25 protein-coding genes and 1 pseudogene are annotated in these 21,224 nt (G+C 47.0%); 24 read left to right on the plus strand and 2 right to left on the minus strand.

Annotated elements, in window-relative coordinates; genetic code table 11:
* Positions 1–2 precede the first annotated feature (2 nt).
* From ACX4JR_RS01305 to ACX4JR_RS01345, 9 genes are all read left to right on the plus strand, one after another.
* On the plus strand, positions 3–488 hold the full coding sequence (locus tag ACX4JR_RS01305) for a nucleotidyltransferase domain-containing protein (protein ID WP_476059258.1): 486 nt from the start codon (positions 3–5) through the stop codon (positions 486–488).
* Complete coding sequence (locus ACX4JR_RS01310) at positions 485–898, plus strand: HEPN domain-containing protein (RefSeq protein ID WP_476059259.1); 414 nt, start codon at positions 485–487, stop codon at positions 896–898. The genes ACX4JR_RS01305 and ACX4JR_RS01310 overlap by 4 nt, the downstream gene beginning before the upstream one ends.
* Before the next feature lie 503 nt (positions 899–1,401).
* Positions 1,402–1,836 carry a DUF3842 family protein gene (locus ACX4JR_RS01315; RefSeq protein WP_476059260.1) on the plus strand — a complete coding sequence of 145 codons (435 nt, stop codon included), beginning with the start codon at positions 1,402–1,404 and terminating at the stop codon, positions 1,834–1,836.
* Positions 1,837–1,897: 61 nt separating this feature from the next.
* Complete coding sequence (tsaA, locus tag ACX4JR_RS01320) at positions 1,898–2,431, plus strand: tRNA (N6-threonylcarbamoyladenosine(37)-N6)-methyltransferase TrmO (protein WP_476059261.1); 534 nt, start codon at positions 1,898–1,900, stop codon at positions 2,429–2,431.
* A 285-nt stretch (positions 2,432–2,716) separates the two neighbouring features.
* Positions 2,717–2,962, plus strand: a complete 246-nt coding sequence (locus tag ACX4JR_RS01325; protein ID WP_476059262.1) for a FeoA family protein — start codon at positions 2,717–2,719, stop codon at positions 2,960–2,962.
* Complete coding sequence (locus ACX4JR_RS01330; protein WP_476059263.1) at positions 2,963–3,190, plus strand: FeoA family protein; 228 nt, start codon at positions 2,963–2,965, stop codon at positions 3,188–3,190.
* A gap of 45 nt (positions 3,191–3,235) precedes the next feature.
* Complete coding sequence (gene feoB / locus ACX4JR_RS01335) at positions 3,236–5,290, plus strand: ferrous iron transport protein B (protein WP_476059264.1); 2,055 nt, start codon at positions 3,236–3,238, stop codon at positions 5,288–5,290.
* Positions 5,291–5,308: 18 nt separating this feature from the next.
* Positions 5,309–5,458, plus strand: a complete 150-nt coding sequence (locus ACX4JR_RS01340) for a hypothetical protein (protein WP_476059265.1) — start codon at positions 5,309–5,311, stop codon at positions 5,456–5,458.
* A gap of 296 nt (positions 5,459–5,754) precedes the next feature.
* Positions 5,755–6,042 carry a DUF2325 domain-containing protein gene (locus ACX4JR_RS01345; protein WP_476059266.1) on the plus strand — a complete coding sequence of 96 codons (288 nt, stop codon included), beginning with the start codon at positions 5,755–5,757 and terminating at the stop codon, positions 6,040–6,042.
* Here the strand turns inward: ACX4JR_RS01345 and ACX4JR_RS01350 are convergent, their stop codons facing one another.
* Both ACX4JR_RS01350 and ACX4JR_RS01355 read right to left on the minus strand, forming a co-directional pair.
* Positions 6,043–7,221, minus strand: coding sequence for a YibE/F family protein (locus ACX4JR_RS01350; protein WP_476059267.1), 1,179 nt, complete (start codon positions 7,219–7,221; stop codon positions 6,043–6,045). It lies immediately after the preceding gene.
* 221 nt (positions 7,222–7,442) lie between these two features.
* Entirely contained in the window at positions 7,443–7,652 is a 210-nt protein-coding gene (locus ACX4JR_RS01355; RefSeq protein WP_476059268.1) for a hypothetical protein, read from the minus strand.
* 354 nt (positions 7,653–8,006) lie between these two features.
* Here ACX4JR_RS01355 and ACX4JR_RS01360 point away from each other — a divergent pair, with 354 nt between their 5' ends.
* The 15 genes and pseudogenes from ACX4JR_RS01360 to ACX4JR_RS01430 all read left to right on the plus strand — a co-directional run bounded on the left by ACX4JR_RS01360 (position 8,007) and on the right by ACX4JR_RS01430 (position 21,217).
* Entirely contained in the window at positions 8,007–8,150 is a 144-nt protein-coding gene (locus ACX4JR_RS01360) for a hypothetical protein (RefSeq protein WP_476059269.1), read from the plus strand.
* Positions 8,151–8,381: 231 nt separating this feature from the next.
* Entirely contained in the window at positions 8,382–9,158 is a 777-nt protein-coding gene (locus tag ACX4JR_RS01365; RefSeq protein ID WP_476059270.1) for a DUF4198 domain-containing protein, read from the plus strand.
* A complete protein-coding gene (locus tag ACX4JR_RS01370) occupies positions 9,125–9,331 on the plus strand; it encodes an ABC transporter substrate-binding protein (protein ID WP_476060447.1) in 207 nt (68 codons plus the stop codon). Before ACX4JR_RS01365 ends, ACX4JR_RS01370 begins: the two co-directional genes overlap by 34 nt.
* Positions 9,332–9,957: 626 nt before the next feature.
* Positions 9,958–10,173 (plus strand): annotated as a pseudogene (locus ACX4JR_RS01375) (ATP-binding cassette domain-containing protein); the annotation flags it as partial.
* A gap of 211 nt (positions 10,174–10,384) precedes the next feature.
* The gene (locus ACX4JR_RS01380; protein ID WP_476059271.1) at positions 10,385–10,549 is read left to right on the plus strand and encodes a hypothetical protein; all 165 of its coding nucleotides are present in this window, start codon (positions 10,385–10,387) and stop codon (positions 10,547–10,549) included.
* 52 nt (positions 10,550–10,601) lie between these two features.
* Positions 10,602–11,615 (plus strand): ATP-binding cassette domain-containing protein, encoded by a 1,014-nt coding sequence (locus tag ACX4JR_RS01385; RefSeq protein ID WP_476059272.1) that lies wholly within the window; start codon positions 10,602–10,604, stop codon positions 11,613–11,615.
* On the plus strand, positions 11,612–12,472 hold the full coding sequence (locus ACX4JR_RS01390; RefSeq protein ID WP_476059273.1) for an ABC transporter permease: 861 nt from the start codon (positions 11,612–11,614) through the stop codon (positions 12,470–12,472). Before ACX4JR_RS01385 ends, ACX4JR_RS01390 begins: the two co-directional genes overlap by 4 nt.
* Positions 12,473–12,855: 383 nt before the next feature.
* The gene (locus ACX4JR_RS01395; RefSeq protein WP_476059274.1) at positions 12,856–13,737 is read left to right on the plus strand and encodes a metal ABC transporter substrate-binding protein; all 882 of its coding nucleotides are present in this window, start codon (positions 12,856–12,858) and stop codon (positions 13,735–13,737) included.
* Positions 13,738–13,749: 12 nt separating this feature from the next.
* On the plus strand, positions 13,750–14,559 hold the full coding sequence (locus ACX4JR_RS01400) for a metal ABC transporter ATP-binding protein (protein ID WP_476059275.1): 810 nt from the start codon (positions 13,750–13,752) through the stop codon (positions 14,557–14,559).
* Positions 14,540–15,397, plus strand: a complete 858-nt coding sequence (locus ACX4JR_RS01405) for a metal ABC transporter permease (RefSeq protein WP_476059276.1) — start codon at positions 14,540–14,542, stop codon at positions 15,395–15,397. The genes ACX4JR_RS01400 and ACX4JR_RS01405 overlap by 20 nt, the downstream gene beginning before the upstream one ends.
* A complete protein-coding gene (locus ACX4JR_RS01410) occupies positions 15,375–15,971 on the plus strand; it encodes a class I SAM-dependent methyltransferase (RefSeq protein WP_476059277.1) in 597 nt (198 codons plus the stop codon). Before ACX4JR_RS01405 ends, ACX4JR_RS01410 begins: the two co-directional genes overlap by 23 nt.
* Positions 15,972–16,082: 111 nt before the next feature.
* Positions 16,083–16,823: an adenosylcobinamide amidohydrolase gene (locus ACX4JR_RS01415; RefSeq protein WP_476059278.1), complete on the plus strand. Its 741-nt coding sequence runs from the start codon at positions 16,083–16,085 to the stop codon at positions 16,821–16,823.
* A gap of 485 nt (positions 16,824–17,308) precedes the next feature.
* Positions 17,309–17,881: a GNAT family N-acetyltransferase gene (locus ACX4JR_RS01420; RefSeq protein WP_476059279.1), complete on the plus strand. Its 573-nt coding sequence runs from the start codon at positions 17,309–17,311 to the stop codon at positions 17,879–17,881.
* A 21-nt stretch (positions 17,882–17,902) separates the two neighbouring features.
* On the plus strand, positions 17,903–19,468 hold the full coding sequence (locus ACX4JR_RS01425) for an ABC transporter substrate-binding protein (RefSeq protein ID WP_476059280.1): 1,566 nt from the start codon (positions 17,903–17,905) through the stop codon (positions 19,466–19,468).
* A gap of 180 nt (positions 19,469–19,648) precedes the next feature.
* Positions 19,649–21,217, plus strand: a complete 1,569-nt coding sequence (locus ACX4JR_RS01430; RefSeq protein WP_476059281.1) for an ABC transporter substrate-binding protein — start codon at positions 19,649–19,651, stop codon at positions 21,215–21,217.
* The last annotated feature ends 7 nt before the right edge of the window (positions 21,218–21,224 follow it).

The raw sequence follows: 21,224 nt of genomic DNA on the forward strand, positions 1-21,224 counted from the left end.
TTTTGCAGGCTTTTGAAGAGTTTTTGCCCGGAGTACTGGAGGCCGTTAAGGAGGTGTACGGTGAAAGGCTGGTAACGCTGGCCGTATTTGGTTCGGTGGGCAGGGGTACACCGCGGCCGGACTCGGATATTGATATTCTCATTGTTGCAGAGAGACTGCCCCACGGCAGGTTAAAGAGGGTTGCCGAGTTTGAGCGCGTCGAAAAGGTTTTAGAGGTTTCTTTGAAAAGGCTTGAAGGTGCAGGTATTAACACGTTTCTTTCTCCCGTAATGAAGACCAGAGAAGAAGTTTTAGCAGGAAGTCTTATATTTCTGGATATGCTTGACGATGCCCGCATTCTTTACGATAGGAATAACTTTTTCAGGAATTTCTTGGAACGCTTGCGTACAAGGTTGGAAAAGTTAGGGGCAAAAAAAATAAGGCGGGGCGGTGCCTGGTACTGGGTACTCAAAGAAGATTACAAGATAGGTGAGGTTTTTGAAATATGACTAACCAAACCCTGGCGCAAAGCTACCTGCTTAAAGCAACTAAGCGGCTCAAGGTTTTGGATGTACTTTTGAAAGAAGAAGCCTATTCTGATGTGGTGCGGGAGGCCCAGGAACTGGTTGAGCTGGCTCTTAAAGGGATTCTTCGCCAGCTGGGGGTGGAACCTCCAAAACAACATGATGTGGGGTGGCTGGTAGTTGAATTCAAAGACAGGCTGCCTGCAGAAGTTTCCAGCCAGGCGGAGAGGTTAGCCAGAATTTCAAAGTGGCTGCGCAAGGAACGGGAGTTTTCGTTCTATGGGGATGTTGATTTTATACCTACCGAAGAGTATACTAAAGAAGATGCGGAGAGGGCTAAAAGAGATGCCTTTTTTGTTGTTTCTATGGCCCAAAAAGTTATTACCCTGGATTAATTAAAATTTTTTAAAAGCAGCAGGAATTGGGCCACTAATATTGAATAATAATTTTAAAGGGTGGTAGGAACCACCCGTTGGTTCAGTTGGCTGTTCATGAAGTAAATTATGCCATGAAGGCATTTTACCTGCAGAAGCAGGGGCAAGCTTTCATGGCATTTTTCATTTTAGGGCAGTTCTAAACCTTGGCACTTTGACCTCCTCAAAGTGTTTTCTACTACCGGCTTGGGAGGCGCCGGTAGTAGAAAAATTCCTCCTTTCGACCGGCGTATATAGGGCTAGTTACCCAAACTAGCCCTATACGCCAGGCTTTTTTCTTAACTGTTCTGTCAGGTGAGAGAAAGGTTGGTTTCGATTACCAGCTTTTTTTGTTTATAACTATTCGACTTTAAAATATAAAATCCTGCCAGGAACATTATTTTTTGGCTTCCGCGGCATTGTTATTGTCAAAGTTATTCACTTCATGGATGCTCTGGTAGAAATTAATCTTGCGGGGGAACATAATGGGTAAAAATAAGGTGTACCGCATAGCCGTCGTTGACGGTCAGGGGGGCGGTATAGGTGCTCAAATTGTGGAAAAGTTAGCCCTGGCGCTGCCGGCTGCAAGAGTGGAAATTATTGCCCTGGGCACCAACGCCCTTGCGGCCGGCCGCATGTATAAGGCAGGGGCCAATGAAGTGGCCAGCGGGGAAAACGCAATTATTTACAACGCACGGCGCGTGGACCTGCTGGTGGGCACGGTGGGAATGATTATGCCGTTTGGTTTCAGCGGTGAAATGACGACCGCTGCGGCCGAGGCAGTGGCCCTTGCCCCGGTACCCAAGTATGTTCTGCACCTTAATCGCTCCGGCGTGGAAGTAATCGGCAGTGTATCCGAGCCGCTGCCCCACCTGGTGGATATGTTAGTGGAGAAGGTGCGCGAACTGCTGGGTTTATGATATATAAAGTTTTTTAAATTTGGGTGCAGAAGTTTTTTTGCATAATATGTTATAATATTTCTTGTCTGGAAATCTTATCATGAATATTAATACTTGGGCCATGAAGGCCTTTCCCAACCTGAAGGTTGGGAAGGAGGTTTTTTGTGGCTTTTTTAATGGAGGCGATTATTTGGAGTTAACGGCAATAGGAGTAATTCACAGCCCGTATAAAACTAAAGAAGATGCACCGTGCCAGGGTCGTTTTGCTGAAGAAACAGTGGAACTGGAGATTTACAATGAGTATTCTGCAGGGCTGAAGGACATAGAAGAGGCAACACACCTGATTGTTTTGTACTGGTGTGACCGGTCGAGGCGGGATACACTGCAGACCAAAACACCTTACGGCCCGGAGATTCGCGGCGTATTTGCCTGCCGCTCGCCGTCCCGCCCCAACCCCATTGCCTTCTGTGTGGCCGAGTTATTGCGCCGGGAAGGCAACCGTTTGGTGGTGCGCGGCCTCGACGCAGTGGACGGCAGCCCTCTTATAGACATCAAACCGTATTCCTCTGATATAGACAGTGTTACCGGTGCACGGATAGGGTGGTTTAACAAATAGAATCAAGCTGTTTAAAACTTTGCTGCAAAATATTGAGATAGGAGGCCCTAAGGGATTTGATCTAACTGTCCGGGACGACGGTGAAGGTAATATATTGGAAGAAATTTTTTGAAACCAGTTGACAATAAGAAGGTGCTGCCCTACAATGAAAATGAAAATCATTATTATTTATTCACCATTTAATGATAAAGATTATCATTATCATTAGCAGGGGAGTGTTAATACAAAATATTGGTCATCAAGCCGAGGATAACAAAAGTACCGGAAAGGAGTGGGTATTAGAACATGAGCGTGCAAAAAAACAGTAGCAAATTGAGCGAACTGCCGCCGGGGAGCAAGGGGAAAATAATCCGCATCGGGGCAAAAGGTCCTTTACGCCGCAGAATCCTGGATATGGGCCTGGTTCCCGGGGTGGAAATTGTGGTTAAAGGCGTGGCCCCTTTGGGTGACCCTATAGAAATGCTGGTCAGGGGTTATCACTTGAGCCTTCGGAAACAAGAAGCAGCAGGTATTTTTGTAGAGGTGATATAAATGATGCCTCTCGGGTTTCTTCCCATGGGTTACACCGGTGTTGTAAAGGATATTATAGGGGGAAAAGGTGTACGCCAGAGATTGACGGGAATGGGGCTTGTACGTGGAGCAGTTGTACGCATGGTTAAAAATGATAACTGCGGTCCTTTGATCGTGGCGCTGAATGAAGGGCGGTTGGTTATTGGGCAGGGTGTTGCCCAAAAAGTAATGGTTGAAGAAGTTGGATAATTTTATTGGTTAGTTGGAAAATATTCCAAAGGGCGGGTGAGTTACTTGGAAGCAGCGCAAAAATTGGAAGCAACAAAAGAAATAGTTATTGCCCTGGCGGGCAATCCGAACTCCGGTAAAACGAGCATTTTTAACAATTTAACCGGGGCGCGCCAGCATGTAGGCAACTGGCCTGGTGTTACGGTGGAAAAGAAAGAGGGAAGGCTTATTTATCAGGGGGTGAGTCACAGCGTAATTGACTTGCCCGGCACGTACAGCCTTGGTGCCTACTCAGAAGACGAGGTAATTGCTCGTGATTTTGTTTTAAAAGAAAACCCGAACGTTATTATCAATGTAGTGGACGCTTCAAATCTGGAGCGCAATCTTTATTTAACCACCCAGTTATTAGAGATGGGCGCCAATGTTGTGGTAGCCTTAAACATGATGGACGAGGCTAAGGCCAGGGGAGTGAGCATTAATGCTCAAAAACTTTCCGAGCTGCTGGGGGTGCCGGTAATACCCACTGTTGCCACCAAAAAAGAAGGAATGAATGAGCTTATCGCTCAGGCAGTACAAGCAGCAGGTACGGGCAGGAAAAAACCTTTGAAAATAAATTACGGCAAAGAGGTGGAAGAAGAACTTAGTAAGTTGGAATCAATTATTTGGGCCCATGGCCGGCTGCCAGCAGAGTTACCCCCCAGGTGGCTGGCACTCAAGCTGCTCGAGGAAGATGAAAATATTTATAACGAAGTCAAAGAGTGGACCGGTACCGCTGAACTCACTGCCCAGGCTGAAAAAAGTATAAACCACCTGCTGGATGTTACCGGTGAGGATGCGGAATCCTTGATTGCCGACCGCCGCTACGGTTTTATCGGCGGGGTGGCAAAGCAGGTTGTTGCCAGGCGTGTACCGGCAGAGCAGAGGCTCTCTGTATCTGATAAAATCGACAAAATTGTAACCAGCCGTGTACTAGGAATCCCCATATTTCTTTTAGCCATGTGGGGTGTATTTCAATTTACTTTTACCCTGGGTGACCCTGTGATCGGCTGGATAGAAACCTTCTTTGAATGGCTTGGAGGGGTAGTAGCAGGCGGGCTTGCCGCAGTCCATGCCTCAGAGCTGATTATTTCCTTTGTGGTTGACGGGATCATAGGCGGTATTGGTTCGGTGCTGGTATTTATACCCAATATATTCCTCTTATTTCTAGCTATTTCCTTTTTAGAAGACAGCGGTTACATGGCCCGCGCGGCCTATATTATGGACCGTTTTATGCATTCGCTCGGGCTGCACGGGAAATCCTTCATCCCGCTGCTTATCGGATTCGGGTGCAACGTTCCGGCCGTTATGGCTACGCGCACGCTGGAAAACAAGCGGGACAGGCTGATAACCGTACTTATTAGCCCCCTCATGTCCTGCGGGGCCAGGATGCCGGTGTATGTATTGTTCGCCGGGGCATTTTTCAGCGCCAGGCAGGGCCTGGTAGTCTTTTCAATTTACATGATTGGTATAGTTCTCGCCATAATCATGGGAAAAATTTTCAAAACATTCCTTTTCCCCGGGGAAACATCCCCGTTTGTAATGGAGCTTCCGCCGTATCGTATTCCTACATTGAGGGGTACGCTTATTCATATGTGGGAGCGCGGCAGCGCGTTTGTCAAAAAAGCCGGAACCATAATTTTTGCCATAGTTATCATTATTTGGCTCTTATCCATTCTTCCCTGGGGTGTGGAGTATGCCAGCAGGGAAAGTCTGGTCGGCAGATTAGGAAGCTTTATAGCCCCCATATTTGCTCCCTGCGGGTTTGGCACGTGGGAAGCCGGTGCTGCTTTATTATTCGGGATACTGGCCAAGGAAGTTGTGGTAGGTACGCTGGGTGTAATTTACGGCGTTGGGGAAGATGGGCTTGTTGCAGCGGTGCAGCAATTCTGGACGCCCCTTTCGGCCTATGCTTTCATGGTTATGACCCTCATTTACGTTCCCTGCGCGGCCGTCATCGGTACCATTAAAAGGGAGACCAACTCCTGGAAGTGGACAGCATTTGCTGTAGGATATACTCTGGCCCTGGGCTGGCTGGTGGCATTTATTGTCTACCAGGGCGGGCGTCTCCTCGGCCTGGGTTAAAAAGGGGGCAAAGCCTGCATGGAAACGTTAATATTGGTAGGAGCAGGCATCTTTGCTGTGGCAGCAATAGCCCGGCACATATACAGGGTGGCAAAGGGTATAAGCTGCTATGAACAGTGTAAGGGCTGCACTGTCTGTAGAAGTAATGTAGATAAGAAAAACTTGTAATTATATTGTATCGTTTTTCTCTCCACCGGGGCGGACGCAGGATAAGCGCCCGCTCGCATTCTCCTTTTTGTGCTGTTCGAGGGAATTTTATCAAAAGTAGAGGGATGCCTGGGATGCCATGAGGTCCGACCGTGCCTGCCGCAAAGCCTTACCTGTTGAAACGGGCTTTACGAGAATTACGAGAAGGGGCGGGCATCCAGTTTGACCCGTGGATGGTTTAAAAGTTTCTTGAAATGATACAAGAGCAATCAGGTAGCGGCATGTTTCAGTAATACCAAAATTCAGGAGGTTGTAATGTGTCGGTATTTATTGTCGGTGGAGATGGGCTTGGCAATATTGGTGAAAATCTAAGACGGTTTGGTTTTTCTGAAATAATTCACATAAAGGGCAGAAAGAAGTTCAGCAAAAGCAACTTTTGGATTCCTGGAGAAGCCGGTTTGGTTATCGTGCTTACGGATTATATCAATCATAATATTGCAAAAATAATCAAGGAAAAAGCGAAAAACAGTGCTGTCCCCGTTATATATGCAAAGCGCTCGTGGTCCGCCATATCACAAAAATTAAAAAAATGTTGTATTGACTAATTAACTCGAGGAATTTGTCTTGTTCCAGGTACCATAGTTCTTCCGGGGCATAGCTTTTATGCGGCCGAATAACAGGCCGGCAACAATAGATGTGATGGGAATGGCAAGTACCAGGCCGATACTGCCGGTTAAGGCGCGTATGACTTCTGTAGCTATTAAATCCAGGTTAATTATTTTTAGAAGAGGTGTATTATAGGCCATGAATACCAGTATTAAGGGTATGGCCCCGCCGGTATAGGCCAGAATGAGGGTATTGGCCATTGTGCCCATGATATCTCGTCCCACGTTCATTCCTGCCCGGATTAAGGCGGCTGTTCCCAGGGTTGGGTTGACTTTCTTCACCTCTTCTATTGCGGATGCGATGGACATTCCTACGTCCATTACTGCACCCAGGGCACCGATAATCATTCCTGCAAATAACAAGCCGCGGTAATCGAAATTTACCTGTTGTGGAATATAAAGCAGCATATGCATTTCTTCGCTGCTGAAGCCGGTCAACTGAGCTGCTGTACCCACGAGCATGGCCAGTATTCCGGCTACCAGCACTCCGCCTGTTGTTCCGATAATGGCAGACAATGATTTAATGCTTATTCCTCCGATCATCACCATGGTTATGGTGGCCACTGCGGCAGAGACGAGGATAGTAAGCATAATGGGGTTATACCCCTGAAGCATTAATGGAAGTAAGACCAGAAAAACGCCTGCGCCGGTAATGGCCAGGGAGATAATCGATTTAATGCCTTTCAGGCCCCCTAAAACCACCAGGAGTAGAATAAAAAGTACGGTCAAGTAAAGTAATTTTTTATCCCGCGCATAATCCGTGATGTATGCGCTGCTAAAGGTGTTATCATCGGGTTGTATGCACAGTATCACTTCATCACCGGGATTTATTACAATATCATAGCCGGGCTGGTCCATTATTACATGGGGTACTGTAATCACTTCCCCCTGATATTTGCTGCCGAGTAACTTAACTGTAACAAGCTGTTCCTTTCCTTTCATAAATGAGCCTGAAGATGTTGATATGGAGTTTGTTTTATCTTCAACGTGCAGAACTCTGGCCCGGACCATTTGTTCTTTATCCCAGGATGGTTCTGTGCTATTTGTTTGACAATAAGCTTGTGGCATCTGGAATAAAGTGAAGACCATAATGGTTAGTAACAATAATGATTTTTTCATGAATATCGTTCTCCTTACGGGGTTTTTCTATAATGCCTTATTATAACATAATACCAGGTAAAACTTAGTGCAAAGAAGTAGAATTTACCAATTTTCTATTAGCTTTATAATATTTATAGGGTTCCTGAGCCTGATGTTCCACCGGTACCGGCATTGACCAGAACACATTATAAAAATAAACGAGGGCCCGGCCGAACCACCGAACCCGTAAATAGCTAATATTAATGCAAGCCGTGTTTGCCTGGAAAAGTTTCTCGTAGAGTATCCCAGAAATGATCCTCTTCGTATCCAAGGCGCCAGATGGCGATTCCCGCCAGCCGATATTTTTCCATTGTTCCCAGAGCTAACCCGGCAACCAGAACAATAAACCCGAGAAGTGCCAGGAAAAGAAGCCTTTTATTTTCCGTAACCCGTTCTATAATCCTTTCCATAACCCGTTCCTTTCATAATTTTCTCAGGATTATTGTATCCTGTTATGCAAATCTACCATAACAAAATAGATTATAATCTTGCCGGGGAATTCAGGAAATGAGTGCTGGTATTCCTGGGGTTGATTAACAAATTTTTATTTTTAATTTAAAAAATTTTATAAAGCAGGCAGGAATCAGGTTAGTAATGTTGAATACCAGTACAATAAGGTGGTAGGAACCATTCGTTAATTGCTGAAGAATGGGAAGTAAGAATTTTTAGGTGTTTAAGTTTTCTCAAAGTTAAAAGCTAATATTGTATTTAAAGAATAAATTAACCATGGAGGTTATGGTTTCACAGGGAGTGAAGTTTGCTTCATGGTTTTTATTGTTTTTTGGGATACCAGCGCCCTTGGGCGGGGCATACAGCTGAACAAAGTAAACAATCGTGCCATGAAGGCATTTTGCCTGCTGAAGCAGGTGCAAGCTTTCATGGCATTTTTCATTTTAGGGCAGGCCTGAACCTTGGCATTTTGACCTCCCCAAAGAGATTTCTACTGCCGGCCTGGGTGGCGCCGGTAGTAGAAAAATTCCTCCTTTCGACCGGCGTATATGGGGCTAGTTATTTAAACTGGCCCCATGCGCCAGATTTTTTTAATGCACGTTCGCTAAGAGCCAGATAAACCCCGGGAAATGCCTTATGTGCTGAAAACAGCCAGGCGGATCAAATTATTTCAGATGGGAGTGAGTTAAATGTTAAAAGGCAATGTTTTCCGCGATACCACTCATCTGATGGTGCAGGGCCATGAGGGGTGGCTGGAGGTCAACAAATCTCATTATCACACCGGTTCTTCTGTAGAAGTACCTTTTAAGTGGGGCCATAATATGCAGGTGGACGGGCTGTGCAGGAAAGACAGGCTTACGGCCCGGGTCTTTGGCCCGAAAGGGGACGTAAAAGAACTAAATATTGAAGATAGTGACGGTACATGTTACATAGTTTCTTTTATGCCGGAGTGCGAGGGATACCACCAGGTGGTAGTTGAGCAGAACGGGGTTGTCTCCATTACTAACGACGGGAAACACGTGCTGGCTCCCAAAAAAGACTGTGCCGATGTGTGCGAGTCCCTGGCCTTTACCCAGTTTGCCAAAGCTGTTGTTCCGGTGGGCCACCGTCTCCACGGCACGGTGCCGGCGGTGGGTAATACGCTGGAACTGGTGCCCCAGGGCGGGGTACACTTGGTAGCGGGCGATACCCTGCAGGTAAAGGTATTGTACAAAGGTGAAGCTTTGACCGGCGCTGAAGTTACCTTATCATACGGTGGGCCTTTGGAGGCCTGCGAGCCGGTGGTGGTAAAAACCGCGTCCGGCGGCCTGGCTGAGTTCATTCTGCCGCAGCCCGGCAAGTACCTGGTTTTGGTACGGCAGACAGACTACGATGATGTTGTGGAAGACCAGTACGACCGGAGGCAGTTTACAGCAACCCTGCCGGTGATGGCATCTTTGAGAAAGAAGGAAAACCATTCAGCGTAACTTTTGTTATATCAAGTCGTCTTCCGGAATGGAGGGCAATGAGTGAAATGATACAGTCACAATTAAAGAACGTTGGGATCGATGTTAACATCCAGGTGTTTGAATTGAATGCCGTTAGAGAGAAATGGAAAAAAGGCGATTATGAGTCGGTGGCGGTTACGATATTGTTTTAGCATCGGATGTATTTTACCGCCCTAAAGAAGCGGTTACCGGGGTTATGAGGAAGATTTTTGAGAGCTTAAATGATGGTGGGATTTTTATCCTCAAACAGTGGATGCTTAATGATGAAGGAACCGGCCCCCTAACGGCGGTGCTATTTTGACTTGAAGTTATCGCTTTCCAATAACCAGCACTATTTATATACAAAACGGGAATCCATTGATTTATGCTGGCAGGTTGGATTTAAAGATATACAGGTGATTGATATTTCCATCCCGGCAAAGCCATGTACATTAATTATTGCAAAAAGGAATTCGGAGATTAGTTAATTATTAATTTTTGTTATTTTATTTAAGGCTCAACAAAATCATAATATGGATAACCTGGACACAAAGGTCTTAACCCTCGCAAAAGAGGGGTGGGGCCTTCGTGTTTTTTATTTGAGGTTGCTTTCCTGTTGTTATAACAATTTGGCTTTACCTTGTTATGTGATCCTGGCTGCCGCAGGCCTGAGCTTTCTGGCTTGGGTGCCCAGCCGCCTACCCCGGTGCGGGGCGCCGTGTTGAATAGCGGCAGGGCCTTTATGTGCACGGCTCCTCACCTGACCGCTTTCCCCGGACTTTCCGCGCTCAACCTGCGGATGAGGATTTACGACAGCCTTGTTGAGCCGATGTGGATTCAGCATATTGTCAACGGCCGCCTGGAAGAGAGAAAAAAGGTTTATGAGCTTATTGACCTGGTAGGTCTATATAAGGAGAATTTAAACCGGTATCCCCATGAGTTTAGCGGCGGGCAGGTCCAAAGGGCAGTATTGGTCCGCATTCTGTCCTTGAAGCCGCGTTTCATAGTAGCCGATGAACCTACTTCCATGCTGGATGTTTCAGTGCAGGCACAAGTTTTAAAAGAAATCCAGAAAATGTTTAATATTGCTTATCTTTTCATTTCCTATGACCTTGAGGTAGTGCGCTGGATGAGCGATAGAATGGCGGTTATGTATTGCGGGAATATTGTGGAAATCGGCCCCGCTGAAGAGGTGGCTGAAAAATCCGCTGCACCCGTATACAAAGATGCTGGTAAGAGCCTTTTCACATATCGGCCGGGATATAGAAGTTCTAAAAACAGTACAACAAATAAATTCAGTTGTGGGTGATTTGGGGGCCGGCTGTAATTTTTATCCCCGTTGTCTCGAGGCCGGAAGTGCTTGTAAAATAAAACCTGAACTAAGAGGTTGAAAAAGGCCGTTATGTGGCCTGCCGGCAATAATAGAAAAGGAGGTGTAATTCGGTGGCTTCCGTTATTGAAGTGGACAACTTGACGAAAACCTATGCCGGAGGTGTTACGGCGGTAAAAGAAGTTTCTTTTAAAGTAGAAGAAGGTGAGATTTTTGGTTTCCTGGGCCCTAACGGGGCCGGCAAGTCTACCACCATTATGATATTAACTACGCTGGTTAAACCTACGTCGGGGCGGGCCAGTGTGGCCGGGTTTGATGTGGTCAGGGAACCCAATCAGGTTCGCCTGAGTTTGGGCTATGTATCCCAGGAACTGGCAGTGGATGATAACCTGACCGGCAGGGATAATCTCTTTATACAGGCCGGCTTTTATCACTTGCCAAGAAAGGAAATTGAGGCAAGGTGTGAGGAACTTCTAAAACTTATGGAGCTGCATGAACGGGCTGATGACCTGGTGGAAACCTATTCCGGCGGCATGCGCAAACGTCTTGATATTGCCGCAGGTCTACTGCACCGGCCGAAAGTTTTGTTTCTCGATGAACCGACTTTGGGGCTGGATATTCAAACTAGGCGCCAAATTTGGCAGTATATTAATTACCTGCGGGAAGAAGTGGGTATGACTATTTTTCTGACCACGCATTATATGGATGAAGCGGATGCCCTTTGTGACAGGATCGCCATTATCGATCGAGGGGTTATCAAGGTCGTAGATGCACCTGCCAAATTAAAAAGCCGGATCGGGGGAGATATTATAAATATCCGGTTTGCCGGAGCCGGGCGGGAGAAAATGGCTGCAGCTGTACGGGCTATTAACAGCTTGCCTGTTGTGGACAGCGTTAAGCCCCGTAATGGTGAGTGCATTGTGGTAGTAAAAAACGGCGATGCGGCAATTCCGGAAATATTCCGGGTGATACATCCGCTGGAGGTGTGGATAAGCTCGGTAACATTAAAAAGGCCATCTCTTGACGATGTATATTTGCATTTTACAGGGCGAGAGCTCAGGAATGAATTCGGCAGCAAGGAAGATGCCATGCGCTCGCGGGTGATAATGAGGAGAGTACGGGGATGAGCGGGTGGACCTGGATTTGGGGGAAATTTTCCAAGCTAAGTTCTATTTATATAAAGATAATTTTTCCGTGGAAAAATTCCCCCAAAATAAGTGATATCTACTATGTTTGCTGGCGGGAAATGAAACGCTATTGGGGGCAAAAAACCAGGATTATCATGAGTATTATCCAGCCGCTGGTCTGGCTGGTTCTAATGGGCAATATGATGTCGGGCTTGACAAGTAATCCGTTTGCCGCCCGCATGTTAGGCGTTGATGATTACATTGTTTTTATGACTCCGGGTATCATGATTATGACTACTCTTTTTGGCGGTGTCTTTGGCGGTGTTTCCTTAGTTTGGGACCGGCGCATAGGGTATTTAAATAAAATGCTGTCCGCTCCTATTTGGAGAGGGGCGATTCCTGTAGGTAAAATGACGGCCACGGCGTTGCAGAGTATCTTTCAGGTATTGATTATTGCTCTGACGGCGATGGTACTGGGTGTAAGATTTGCTTCAGGAATTTGGGGTCTGCTGTTGATGCTTTTAATTACAACATTATTTTGTTTTGCAATGGCGGGTATTTCTCTTTCTATTGCGGTGACGGTAAAGTCACACGAAGCGCTGTTTGCTATTATCAATTTTTTGACCATGCCGCTTATGTTTACGAGTAATGCTATCTTTCCGGTAGCTGCCATGCCCGCCTGGCTCAAGGTTATTGCTGTCTGGAATCCCTTGTCCTACGCTGTTACTCCCATGCGGGCCCTGGCCACCGAAGGATGGGTTTGGGAGAAAATCATTCCGGGACTGGTAGTGGTATTCCTGTTTGCGCTATTGATGGTATTCGTTTCTAACAGGCAGTTTAAGCGTTATATTGCCTAGCTTTAAGTTCATTCAGGAGGAGATTTTTCTTGATTTTGGGCATTTAATAACTCAAGCGAACAGGGGTCAAAAATTTTTTGCTAATTTGCAGGAGTTTCTTTGTATATGTCAAATTTGTAATATATCTTGTTTGGGGGAAATTTTCCAAGATAAGTCTTTCTTGTTAAAGGTAATATCTTTGAGGAAAAATTTCCCCAAACCGGGAGGCTTTATTACGAATATTTGGACTTGGGCCACGAAGGCCTTTTTTCCAACCTGAAGGTTGGGGGGAGGTTTTTTGTGGCTTTTTTGTTTTGATATAAAGCCGTATTCTTCGGACTTAGACAGTGTTACTGATGCCCGTATTGACTGGTTTAACAAATAAAACCTTAGGAGGTTGCTTAATGATGAAGAAAAAATTTTACATGTTTTTAATAGGGTTGCTGGTATTTGGTATAGCCCTGGCAGTTGCAGGTTGTGCAGGGGACGGTGGCAGTCAAACGGCGGCGGAACCTGAAGGTTCCGGAGTTGAGAAATTAAAAATAGTTACCACAACATCACTTATAGCAGATATTGTTAAGGCCGTAGGCAGAGACAAAGTAGAAGTGGCAAATATTATTCCCCCTGCTTCATGTCCGGGACATTTTGATGTTAAGCCCCGCGACATGCAGGTGCTGGCCGGTGCCAGGCTGTTTATGCTGCATAACTGGCAAGGGGAAAAGTTTAGTGATGATATGGTTAAATCCGCCGCAAACGAGGAATTAAAAAAAGTTCCCCTTGCCGTGAAAGGTAACTGGATGGCTCCACCGGTGCGGCTTATAGCCATCGATAAGATTGCGGCCGTCCTGGCTGAGGCCGATTCGGAAAATGCTGAGGCCTACAAAGCGGCTGCAGCGGACCTGAAAGATGAGGTGGAGCGCATAGGTCAGGAGCAGAAAGGAAGACTGGAAGAGGCCGGAGCCGGTAATGTAAAAGTCCTGGTCAACGACATGCAGGCCGGGTTTGTGAAATGGGCGGGAATGGATATTGTAGGAACCTTCGGCCGTGCCGAGGATATTTCGCCCAAGGAGATGGAAGAGTTAATTAACCTGGGGCGCGAGAAGGGCGTAACCCTGGTAATCGACAATCTGCAGAGCGGTGATAAGGCCGGGGTGAGTATAGCCAGGGAAATTGGTGCCCGGCAAGTGACCTTGAGCAATTTTCCGGGGGGACTTCCCGGTACCGATAACTGGGCCGATGCCATTACTAAAAATGTTGATCTGATTCTGGAGACACTTGAGAAATAACGGAGGTACACGATGTCTGAGGTGGCCGTTTCTCTGCGGGATGTAGTTGTTTCTTATCGCGAAGACGTGGCCCTGCGGGGGATTTCCCTGGAGATAAAAAAGGGGGAAATGATAGGGATTGCCGGCCCCAACGGGGCCGGCAAGACTACTATTCTTACGGTGGTAAACGGCCTGGGCCGCCTGGTGCGCGGTGAAGCAAGGGTGCTGGGTTACCTGATGAAAGCCGGGCCGCGCGGGCGAGATTTTCGCCTTAGTCCCAAGATAGCCGGGATGCGAAAGATGATCGGGTATGTACCCCAGGGAGGTTCTGTGGACCCGCGCGTGCCTGTCAGCGTGCGCGAGGCCGTTATGATGGGGCGTTACGGGCGCCTCGGGCTGTGGAGGCGCCCGGACAAACAGGATTGGGAAAAGGTGGACCGGCTGCTGGAAATGGTGGAAATGTCGCACCTGGCGGACCGGCCCTTCGGACATTTATCGGGGGGTGAACAGCAGAGGGCAGCCATTGCCCGGGCACTGGCGCAAGAGCCGCGCATTCTGCTGCTGGATGAGCCTACTACATCCCTGGACTGGCGTTCACGAACCGAAATACTTCGTCTTATTGAAAAAATACACCGGGAACATGATTTGACGACCCTGATGGTAACTCATGATCCACGGGAAACTTTCGATATTTGTGACCGGGTGTTATTATTAAAGAGCGGCCGGCTGGCAGCGATAGGTTTTCCGGGGGAGGTCCTGTCGGATGCCAATTTACGGGCTGTTTACGGAGGGAGCCTGTTCTGCTGCCGGGGAGGTCACAAGCATGGAAATATTGGGCTATGAGTTCATGCAGCACGCGCTGCTGGCCGGGCTTTTGGGAGGAGCCGCCTGTTCAGTAATAGGGGTATTGGTTATAAGTATGCAGTTGTCCTTTATTGGTGTTTCCATTTCCCACGCCGCCTTTGCAGGAGGTATTATTGCCGTCTTTGCCGGCTTTAATCCCTTAATTGGAGCTTTTATATTCAGCCTGGTCGCGGCGGCAGCCATTGGGCCTTTGGCCGATAGGGGAGAATTTAATCCTGATACGTCGCTGGGGATAGTTTTTTCCTTGATGCTCGGGCTTTCCTTTCTGTTCATGGGAATGATACCGGGGCCAAAAACGCAGGCCCTGGAACTGATGTGGGGAAGCATACTGACCGTCAGCGAACTTGATTTAAAAATCCTCATGGTGACGGCTGTCTTGGTGGTAGGTACCGTGGCCCTGTTTTATAAAGAGGTGCAGGCAATTATTTTTAACCGCGAAATCGCGCTGTCGGTGGGCCTGCCCGCGTCCTGGATTTTTTACGGCCTGCTGTTTTTAACGGGGATGACTGTGGCGGCGAGCCTGCGGCCAATTGGCGGTTTGCTGATTTTCAGCCTTATTCTCAACCCGGCGGCTGCCGCCTATCAATTGACTTATAATTTAAAACGACTATTTTTACTGGCAGTCTTTTTCGGAGTATTTTCCTGCTGGGCGGGTTTAGCTGTTTCCTATCTCTTTAACCTTCCCAGCGGGGCGGTCATTGTAGTTCTTTCTACTCTTATTTTCTTAGTGGTCAATGCTTTTTCACCCAAGCGTAAAGTTAAGCGTGTGAAATCATTGACGGAGGTAGAGGCCGGTGCTTCTGAAAGAGTATTTTAACCAAATGGCTGCCAAGTGGGATGAAATTATGGGGCCCGGGGTGACCGGCAAGCTGCGGGAGATCGTGGATAAGTGCGGGGTTAAAAAGGGAGCAAAGGTTTTGGATGTGGCCTGCGGGACCGGTATTTTAACTCCGATATTGCTTGAAGCCGTGGGAGAAGACGGCGAGGTGGTGGGAATAGATTTTGCTCCGGAGATGGTGAAGCGGGCCCGGGCCAAAAATTTTGGCCCCAACGCCCGTTTTCTGGTGGCCGATGTGATGGACATGCCTTTTGAGGACGAAAGTTTTGACCAGGTGTTCTGTAACGGTGCCCTGCCGCATTTCCCCGATATTCCCGCATCTCTCTCCGAAATGAAGCGCGTGCTCCGGGCCGGCGGGCGCCTGGTAATATGTCATGCCAGCAGCCGGGAGTACATTAACGAGATGCACCGCAGCATCGGTGAGCCGGTGGCCAATGACTTGCTGCCTACGGCAGCTGAATTAAAGGCAATGTTGAAAAAGGCCGGTTATGTTGATATCAGTTATGAGGATACATCGGACCGGTTTGTGTTTGTGGCGCGCAGGCATATATAAAGCGTGTTGCATGTCCCCGGTCTTTTTGTGGCCGGGGTTTTAAATACCGATTGAATATGGGGGAATTTTTCCACTTGTCTTGGAAAATTTCCCCAAATCAGGAGGGGATTTTTGCTGGAGGAAATATCATGGTTTAAAAACCAGGTTTCTATACCCGGAATAAATTTTTATATACATGAACAAAGAACATTTATTGTATCATCTATCAAGCCGTTAAAAGTGCTCGGTTCCGCCGTCCTGGGAGGAAATTTGCGGCAGGCCAGGTATATAATTAATCATACTGTTGATAAAAACTATCATGGCAGCGATCCCGAGCAAGATCTGAGGCAGGTGGCCGAGCATCTAAAATTGGGGCATGATGTCTTGGGCATGATGACGGCTGTAAACGTTACCTATACCTTTTTAAGTCACGGGAGGTACAGGGATCTTTCAGTAGCTGCCCTTTGTACGGTGGGAATAGGCAATCCGGGAGTGGCAGGTTTACCTGCCAGTAAGATTGCCGGTCAGTACCGGCCGGGCACGATCAATATTATTCTGTTAATTGACGGAAATCTAACGGATTCTGCAATGGTGAATGCTGTAATAACGGCTACCGAGGCCAAAACAAGGGCTTTATTCAAAGCAAAAATCAGCCTGCCGAACGGTGAGCGGATTACCGGTACCACTACGGATGCCATTGTGGTGGCCTGTACCGGAAGGGGACAGCCCATGCGTTATGCAGGTACTGCAACTTACCAGGGATATTTAATTGGACGAACCGTGTACGAGGCGGTTTTACAAGGGATTAATACCTATGTGTCATTATCCGGCGGGGAGTATAAGTTGAAAAGCAGGCATAAGTTTTTGAATTAGGCGGATAATATTCTTTCGGAAATGGGGAAATGGGGCCGCATGGGTACCCGCTAATTCCTGCTGCAGTGGTAATCAATCCCTTTATTTTTAATGCCGGAAAAGGATAGTTCGGAATTGAAGTTATAAATTATAAAATTTACAAAAGCGGCAGGAATTAGTTTAGGCAATATAGAAATAAAAGAACAAGAAAGAAATAACATGAAGGTAATAAATATAAGTAATTATGCCATGAAGGTATTTTACCTGCCGAAGCAGGTATAGCCTTTCATGGCATTTTTCATTTCAAGGAGGATCGCGGAAACCATTCTTGCTCACCGGGCGGTTTCTAAAGCAAAGGCATGATTTTAAGGTTAGAAGAGCCCGCAGCGGGAAAAGACCTGGTAATAAAGCCCGTAATCCTTATACGTGGGCCCTGCTGGCAGCGATTCCGGCGGCCTGTCATTATGTAAAAATTTGATGTTCAGATAGCTCGGGGGGTTAGGTTCGTGAATGTTAATGAGAACATTATTTTTACCGCGGCCAGTTCTTCACTTGTCCCGCAAATAAGGAAATTCATCTTTACAGTTATTACAGAAGACTTTGGTTACTGCTATAACCCGGTATGGCACTATGACCTGGACCATCTCGATGAGGTTTACATAAAGCCCGACAGGAATGTTCTCTTTCTGGCCCTCGGAGGCCTCTCCGGGGAAATTATAGGTACTTTCGGCATCAGAGCATTTGAACGTGACTTCTTCCGGGACCGGTACAGCATGGATACCACGGCGGAATTTACCAGGTGTTATGTTGATAAAAAACATCGACGGAAAGGACTGGGTTCATACCTGGTTGTGAAAGCAGAGAAATTTTGTAGAGAAAGGGGGTATAAAAAAGTTTACCTTCACACGCAGAAGACTGTACCTGGGGCTCTGGAGTTTTGGCTTCATAACGGGTATCAAATAACCGGTTACGGGGATAAAGCCCTTGGGACGGTCCACATGGAAAAGATTTTGCAGAAACCGGCCAGCGGCGATCAGAGTTTTTCAGCCGGGGGTGAAGGGAAAAATCAATTTAGATGATTAAGAAGGGAGAAGTGCAGCATGAAAAAATGGCGTACCGGTATTTTGCTTCTGGTTGGTTTTCTAATCATGGGGATACTAGCGGGCTGCGGCCAGAGGGTTTCCGAAAAAGCGGGAACTCAAGAAGAAACCGAAAAGAAAGCCATAGCTATCGGTGTAACTTTTGCTCCCGGTAACCTGGATCCTGCCCAAAATTATAACGGCTGGTATGTTGTAACATACGGTATAGGGGAAACTCTGGTGAAGACAGGTAAGGATATGAAGTTAGAACCATGGCTTGCTGATTCATGGACAAGAGTGGATGATATAACGTGGAAAATAAAAATCAGGGATAATGTGATGTTTCACAGCGGCAGAAAAGTTACCGGTGAAGCGGTCAAGGCTTCACTCGAACGTCTTGTCGAAATGAACACAAGGGCATCCGGCTTGCTTGACATTGCTTCAATAGAAGCAAATGGCAATGAAATAACGGTAAAAAACAATCACCCAAATCCCTCACTTATAAATGCCTTAGCCGATCCTTTCTCGGTAATAGTGGATGTAGACGCAGCAAATACAATGGGTGAAGAGTTTGCCGAGAAACCAGTATTGACCGGGCCTTTTAAAGTAAAGGAATATGTTAAAGATGTTCAGGTAGTGGTCGAACGAAATGACGATTACTGGGGAGACCGAGCAAAGTTGGATGAGGTTACCTTCAAATTCATTCCTGATGGTAATACCAGGATGATGGCATTACAGTCAGGGGAAATCCAGGTTACTGAGAACATTCCTATAGAGAGCTTAAAAACCTTTACCCAAAATAGGGATTATCAGGTGTTGAGTGAATCTTCTGTGCGCACCCATATGCTCATTTTTAATGTAAAGAGACCGGGTCTTGATGATGTTAACGTGAGAAAGGCTATTAATATGGCTATCAATAGGCAAGACCTGGCTGACAAAGTAATGGAAGGGTACGGCATTCCTGCGGTTGGTCCTTTCCCCCTGGTACTACCTTTTGGAGGCAATGAATTGAAGGGATATATCTATCAACCTGAGGAGGCCAGGAAACTTCTTGAAGATGCCGGGTGGAAACTAGGACCCGACAACGTTCGCCAGAAGAACGGGAATAAGCTGGAATTTACGGTTCTTTGCTATAAAAAGCGACCGGAACTACCGGTTCTACTGGAAACCATTCAGAGCCAACTGAAGGAGGTCGGCATCAAAATAGACATTGTCACTATGGAAAGTGTTACTAAAAAGCTGAAAGAAGGGGACTTTGACGCCAGTATTTACAGTCTGAACACTGCTACGACCGGCGACCCACAATACCTTCTGGAGATTATGTTTAGGACAGGGGCGAGATCCAACTTCGGAAAATACAGCAGTTCCAAGCTTGATGCCCTGACTGATAGACTGAAAACTACTTTTGATACTCAGGAAAGGAATTCTATTGCCCAAGAAGCTCAACAAGTGGTGCTGGATGACGCGGCCTTTGCTTTCTTAGTCTATCCCAAGAGAAATGTGGTCATAAATAATAAGGTCGAGGGTCTTGAGGTGTTTCCATGCGAGTACTATTTGTTGAACTCGAATGTAACTGTTACACCTTAATTAACCCAGCTTGAGGAGATTTTGCGGGCTTTGTATAATGTGCGCCGCGCCGGCGTCAGCGAAAGAATAACTGGCTATACCGTTCACCCTTCCGATTTTACCTGCTGCAGCCGGAGATAGGAATAAAGTAAGCCAATCTAACGATGATTTTTACCTGATTACAAGCAGAGGAGGTTAGTTATGAAAAATTTTAAAAAAAGAGGGTATGTTTTGCTTGTAATAATCCTGGCAGCGGCCGTATTGTTGGGGTGCAGCCAGGAGCAGGAAGCAAGTCTTCCCGCACAAGAGCTGGTAGTGGGTATTGGTGCTGATAATAATAAGCTAAAATATGGTGAAGTAGGTATTCTTTCGCCAAACGCTAGCATTTACGAGAGCCTGGTTAAGCTTAATGCTGATTATCAGGTAGAGCCGCTTTTAGCTACTAAGTGGGAGTACATAGGCAACAATACCTGGCGGTTTTATCTAAGAAAGGGGGTTAAATTCCATAACGGCCAGGGGTTTACCGCTGAAGCAGTCAGGTACACTCTGGAAAAGGCTATTCGTCCCAGTGGAAAATCTATCTTAAAGATAAAGGAAGGTTCTGTGAAGATAGTTGATGATTACACGGTGGATATTGTTACCACTGAGCCCAACATGCGAGTGCCGGAAATCCTGGCTCATCCGCTGTACGGCATCAGGGTGCCTGGGGTGGACCATACCCAAAATCCCACCGGTACCGGACCGTTTTGCTTTGTAAGCTACGAGAAGGACAAAGAACTGGTAGTAGAGCGCAACCCCAATTACTGGGGTATACCGCCTAAAGTGAGCAAGATTGTCTTTAAGTACATTCCCGACCACAACAGCCGCTTGCTGGCCCTTCAGGCGGGGGAAGTAGATGTAATTAAGGAGATCCCCCGGGAGATGATAGGGCAAATCAAGGCAATGAAGGGGATTAACCTATTAACTGCACCGATGGGGCCTTATGTAGCCCTTTCCCTGATGGTCAACGGAAAGCATCCTTACGATATTTTGCAGGATAAAAGGGTACGGCAGGCTATTGGGTGGGCCATTGACCGCAAGGCGATTATCGAAAAGGTATGGGAGGGTAATGCAGAAAGCAGCCAGACCGTGATTCCTTCCGGGATCTTAAGGGAGTACAAGGATGTAGTTAAAGGATTTACCTACGAGCCGGAAAAGGCCAGAAAATTACTGGAGCAAGCTGGTTGGCGACCCGGTCCTGACGGCATCAGGGTTAAGAACGGGCGGCGACTGGAACTCACCCTTGTTTCCGGTTTTCCTTCTGCCAGCGTGCTAAAACCGCTGCCGGAAGTCTTGCAGCAGCAACTTAAAGAAGTCGGCATCGCTATTAAATTGGTGGAGGTTGCGGATAGCGGGCTCTATTACGACAAACTGAAAGAGGGCGAAGGGGATCTGTGGCTGGAGCGAGGGAACCAGAATAACGGCGACCCCACTTTCCTGCCGGAACTCTTGTACCACAGCAGGGGGTATCAGGGGGCTACTTACAACAAGCCGTTTTGGCCTGGAGAGAAGTTTGACCGTCTGGTCGATGAAGCCCGGAATAACCCGGATATCCGAGAAGCTGCACGACTGATGGCAGAAGCTATGTATGTGCTGATAGATGAAGAAACGACGGTGATCCCTATTGCCTCTCTGTTTAATGTTTATGCTGCGCAGAATAAAGTAAGAGGCCTGGCTCCGCATCCGGCAGATGTCAATACGCGCTGGGATAGCGTTTACATTGCCCAGTGAGGAGTGG

This window comes from Desulfofundulus sp. JL263-se, assembly GCF_056316025.1.

Bases quoted from the DNA above. Each gene is read 5' to 3' on its own strand.
- ACX4JR_RS01310 (WP_476059259.1), top strand. From the start codon at position 485: ATGACTAACCAAACCCTGGCGCAAAGCTACCTGCTTAAAGCAACTAAG.
- ACX4JR_RS01315 (WP_476059260.1), top strand. From the start codon at position 1,402: ATGGGTAAAAATAAGGTGTACCGCATAGCCGTCGTTGACGGTCAGGGG.
- ACX4JR_RS01325 (WP_476059262.1), top strand. From the start codon at position 2,717: ATGAGCGTGCAAAAAAACAGTAGCAAATTGAGCGAACTGCCGCCGGGG.
- ACX4JR_RS01330 (WP_476059263.1), top strand. From the start codon at position 2,963: ATGATGCCTCTCGGGTTTCTTCCCATGGGTTACACCGGTGTTGTAAAG.
- ACX4JR_RS01340 (WP_476059265.1), top strand. From the start codon at position 5,309: ATGGAAACGTTAATATTGGTAGGAGCAGGCATCTTTGCTGTGGCAGCA.
- ACX4JR_RS01350 (WP_476059267.1), bottom strand. From the start codon at position 7,221: ATGAAAAAATCATTATTGTTACTAACCATTATGGTCTTCACTTTATTC.
- ACX4JR_RS01355 (WP_476059268.1), bottom strand. From the start codon at position 7,652: ATGGAAAGGATTATAGAACGGGTTACGGAAAATAAAAGGCTTCTTTTC.
- ACX4JR_RS01360 (WP_476059269.1), top strand. From the start codon at position 8,007: ATGGTTTTTATTGTTTTTTGGGATACCAGCGCCCTTGGGCGGGGCATA.
- ACX4JR_RS01365 (WP_476059270.1), top strand. From the start codon at position 8,382: ATGTTAAAAGGCAATGTTTTCCGCGATACCACTCATCTGATGGTGCAG.
- ACX4JR_RS01380 (WP_476059271.1), top strand. From the start codon at position 10,385: ATGCTGGTAAGAGCCTTTTCACATATCGGCCGGGATATAGAAGTTCTA.
- ACX4JR_RS01390 (WP_476059273.1), top strand. From the start codon at position 11,612: ATGAGCGGGTGGACCTGGATTTGGGGGAAATTTTCCAAGCTAAGTTCT.
- ACX4JR_RS01395 (WP_476059274.1), top strand. From the start codon at position 12,856: ATGATGAAGAAAAAATTTTACATGTTTTTAATAGGGTTGCTGGTATTT.
- ACX4JR_RS01400 (WP_476059275.1), top strand. From the start codon at position 13,750: ATGTCTGAGGTGGCCGTTTCTCTGCGGGATGTAGTTGTTTCTTATCGC.
- ACX4JR_RS01405 (WP_476059276.1), top strand. From the start codon at position 14,540: ATGGAAATATTGGGCTATGAGTTCATGCAGCACGCGCTGCTGGCCGGG.
- ACX4JR_RS01425 (WP_476059280.1), top strand. From the start codon at position 17,903: ATGAAAAAATGGCGTACCGGTATTTTGCTTCTGGTTGGTTTTCTAATC.
- ACX4JR_RS01430 (WP_476059281.1), top strand. From the start codon at position 19,649: ATGAAAAATTTTAAAAAAAGAGGGTATGTTTTGCTTGTAATAATCCTG.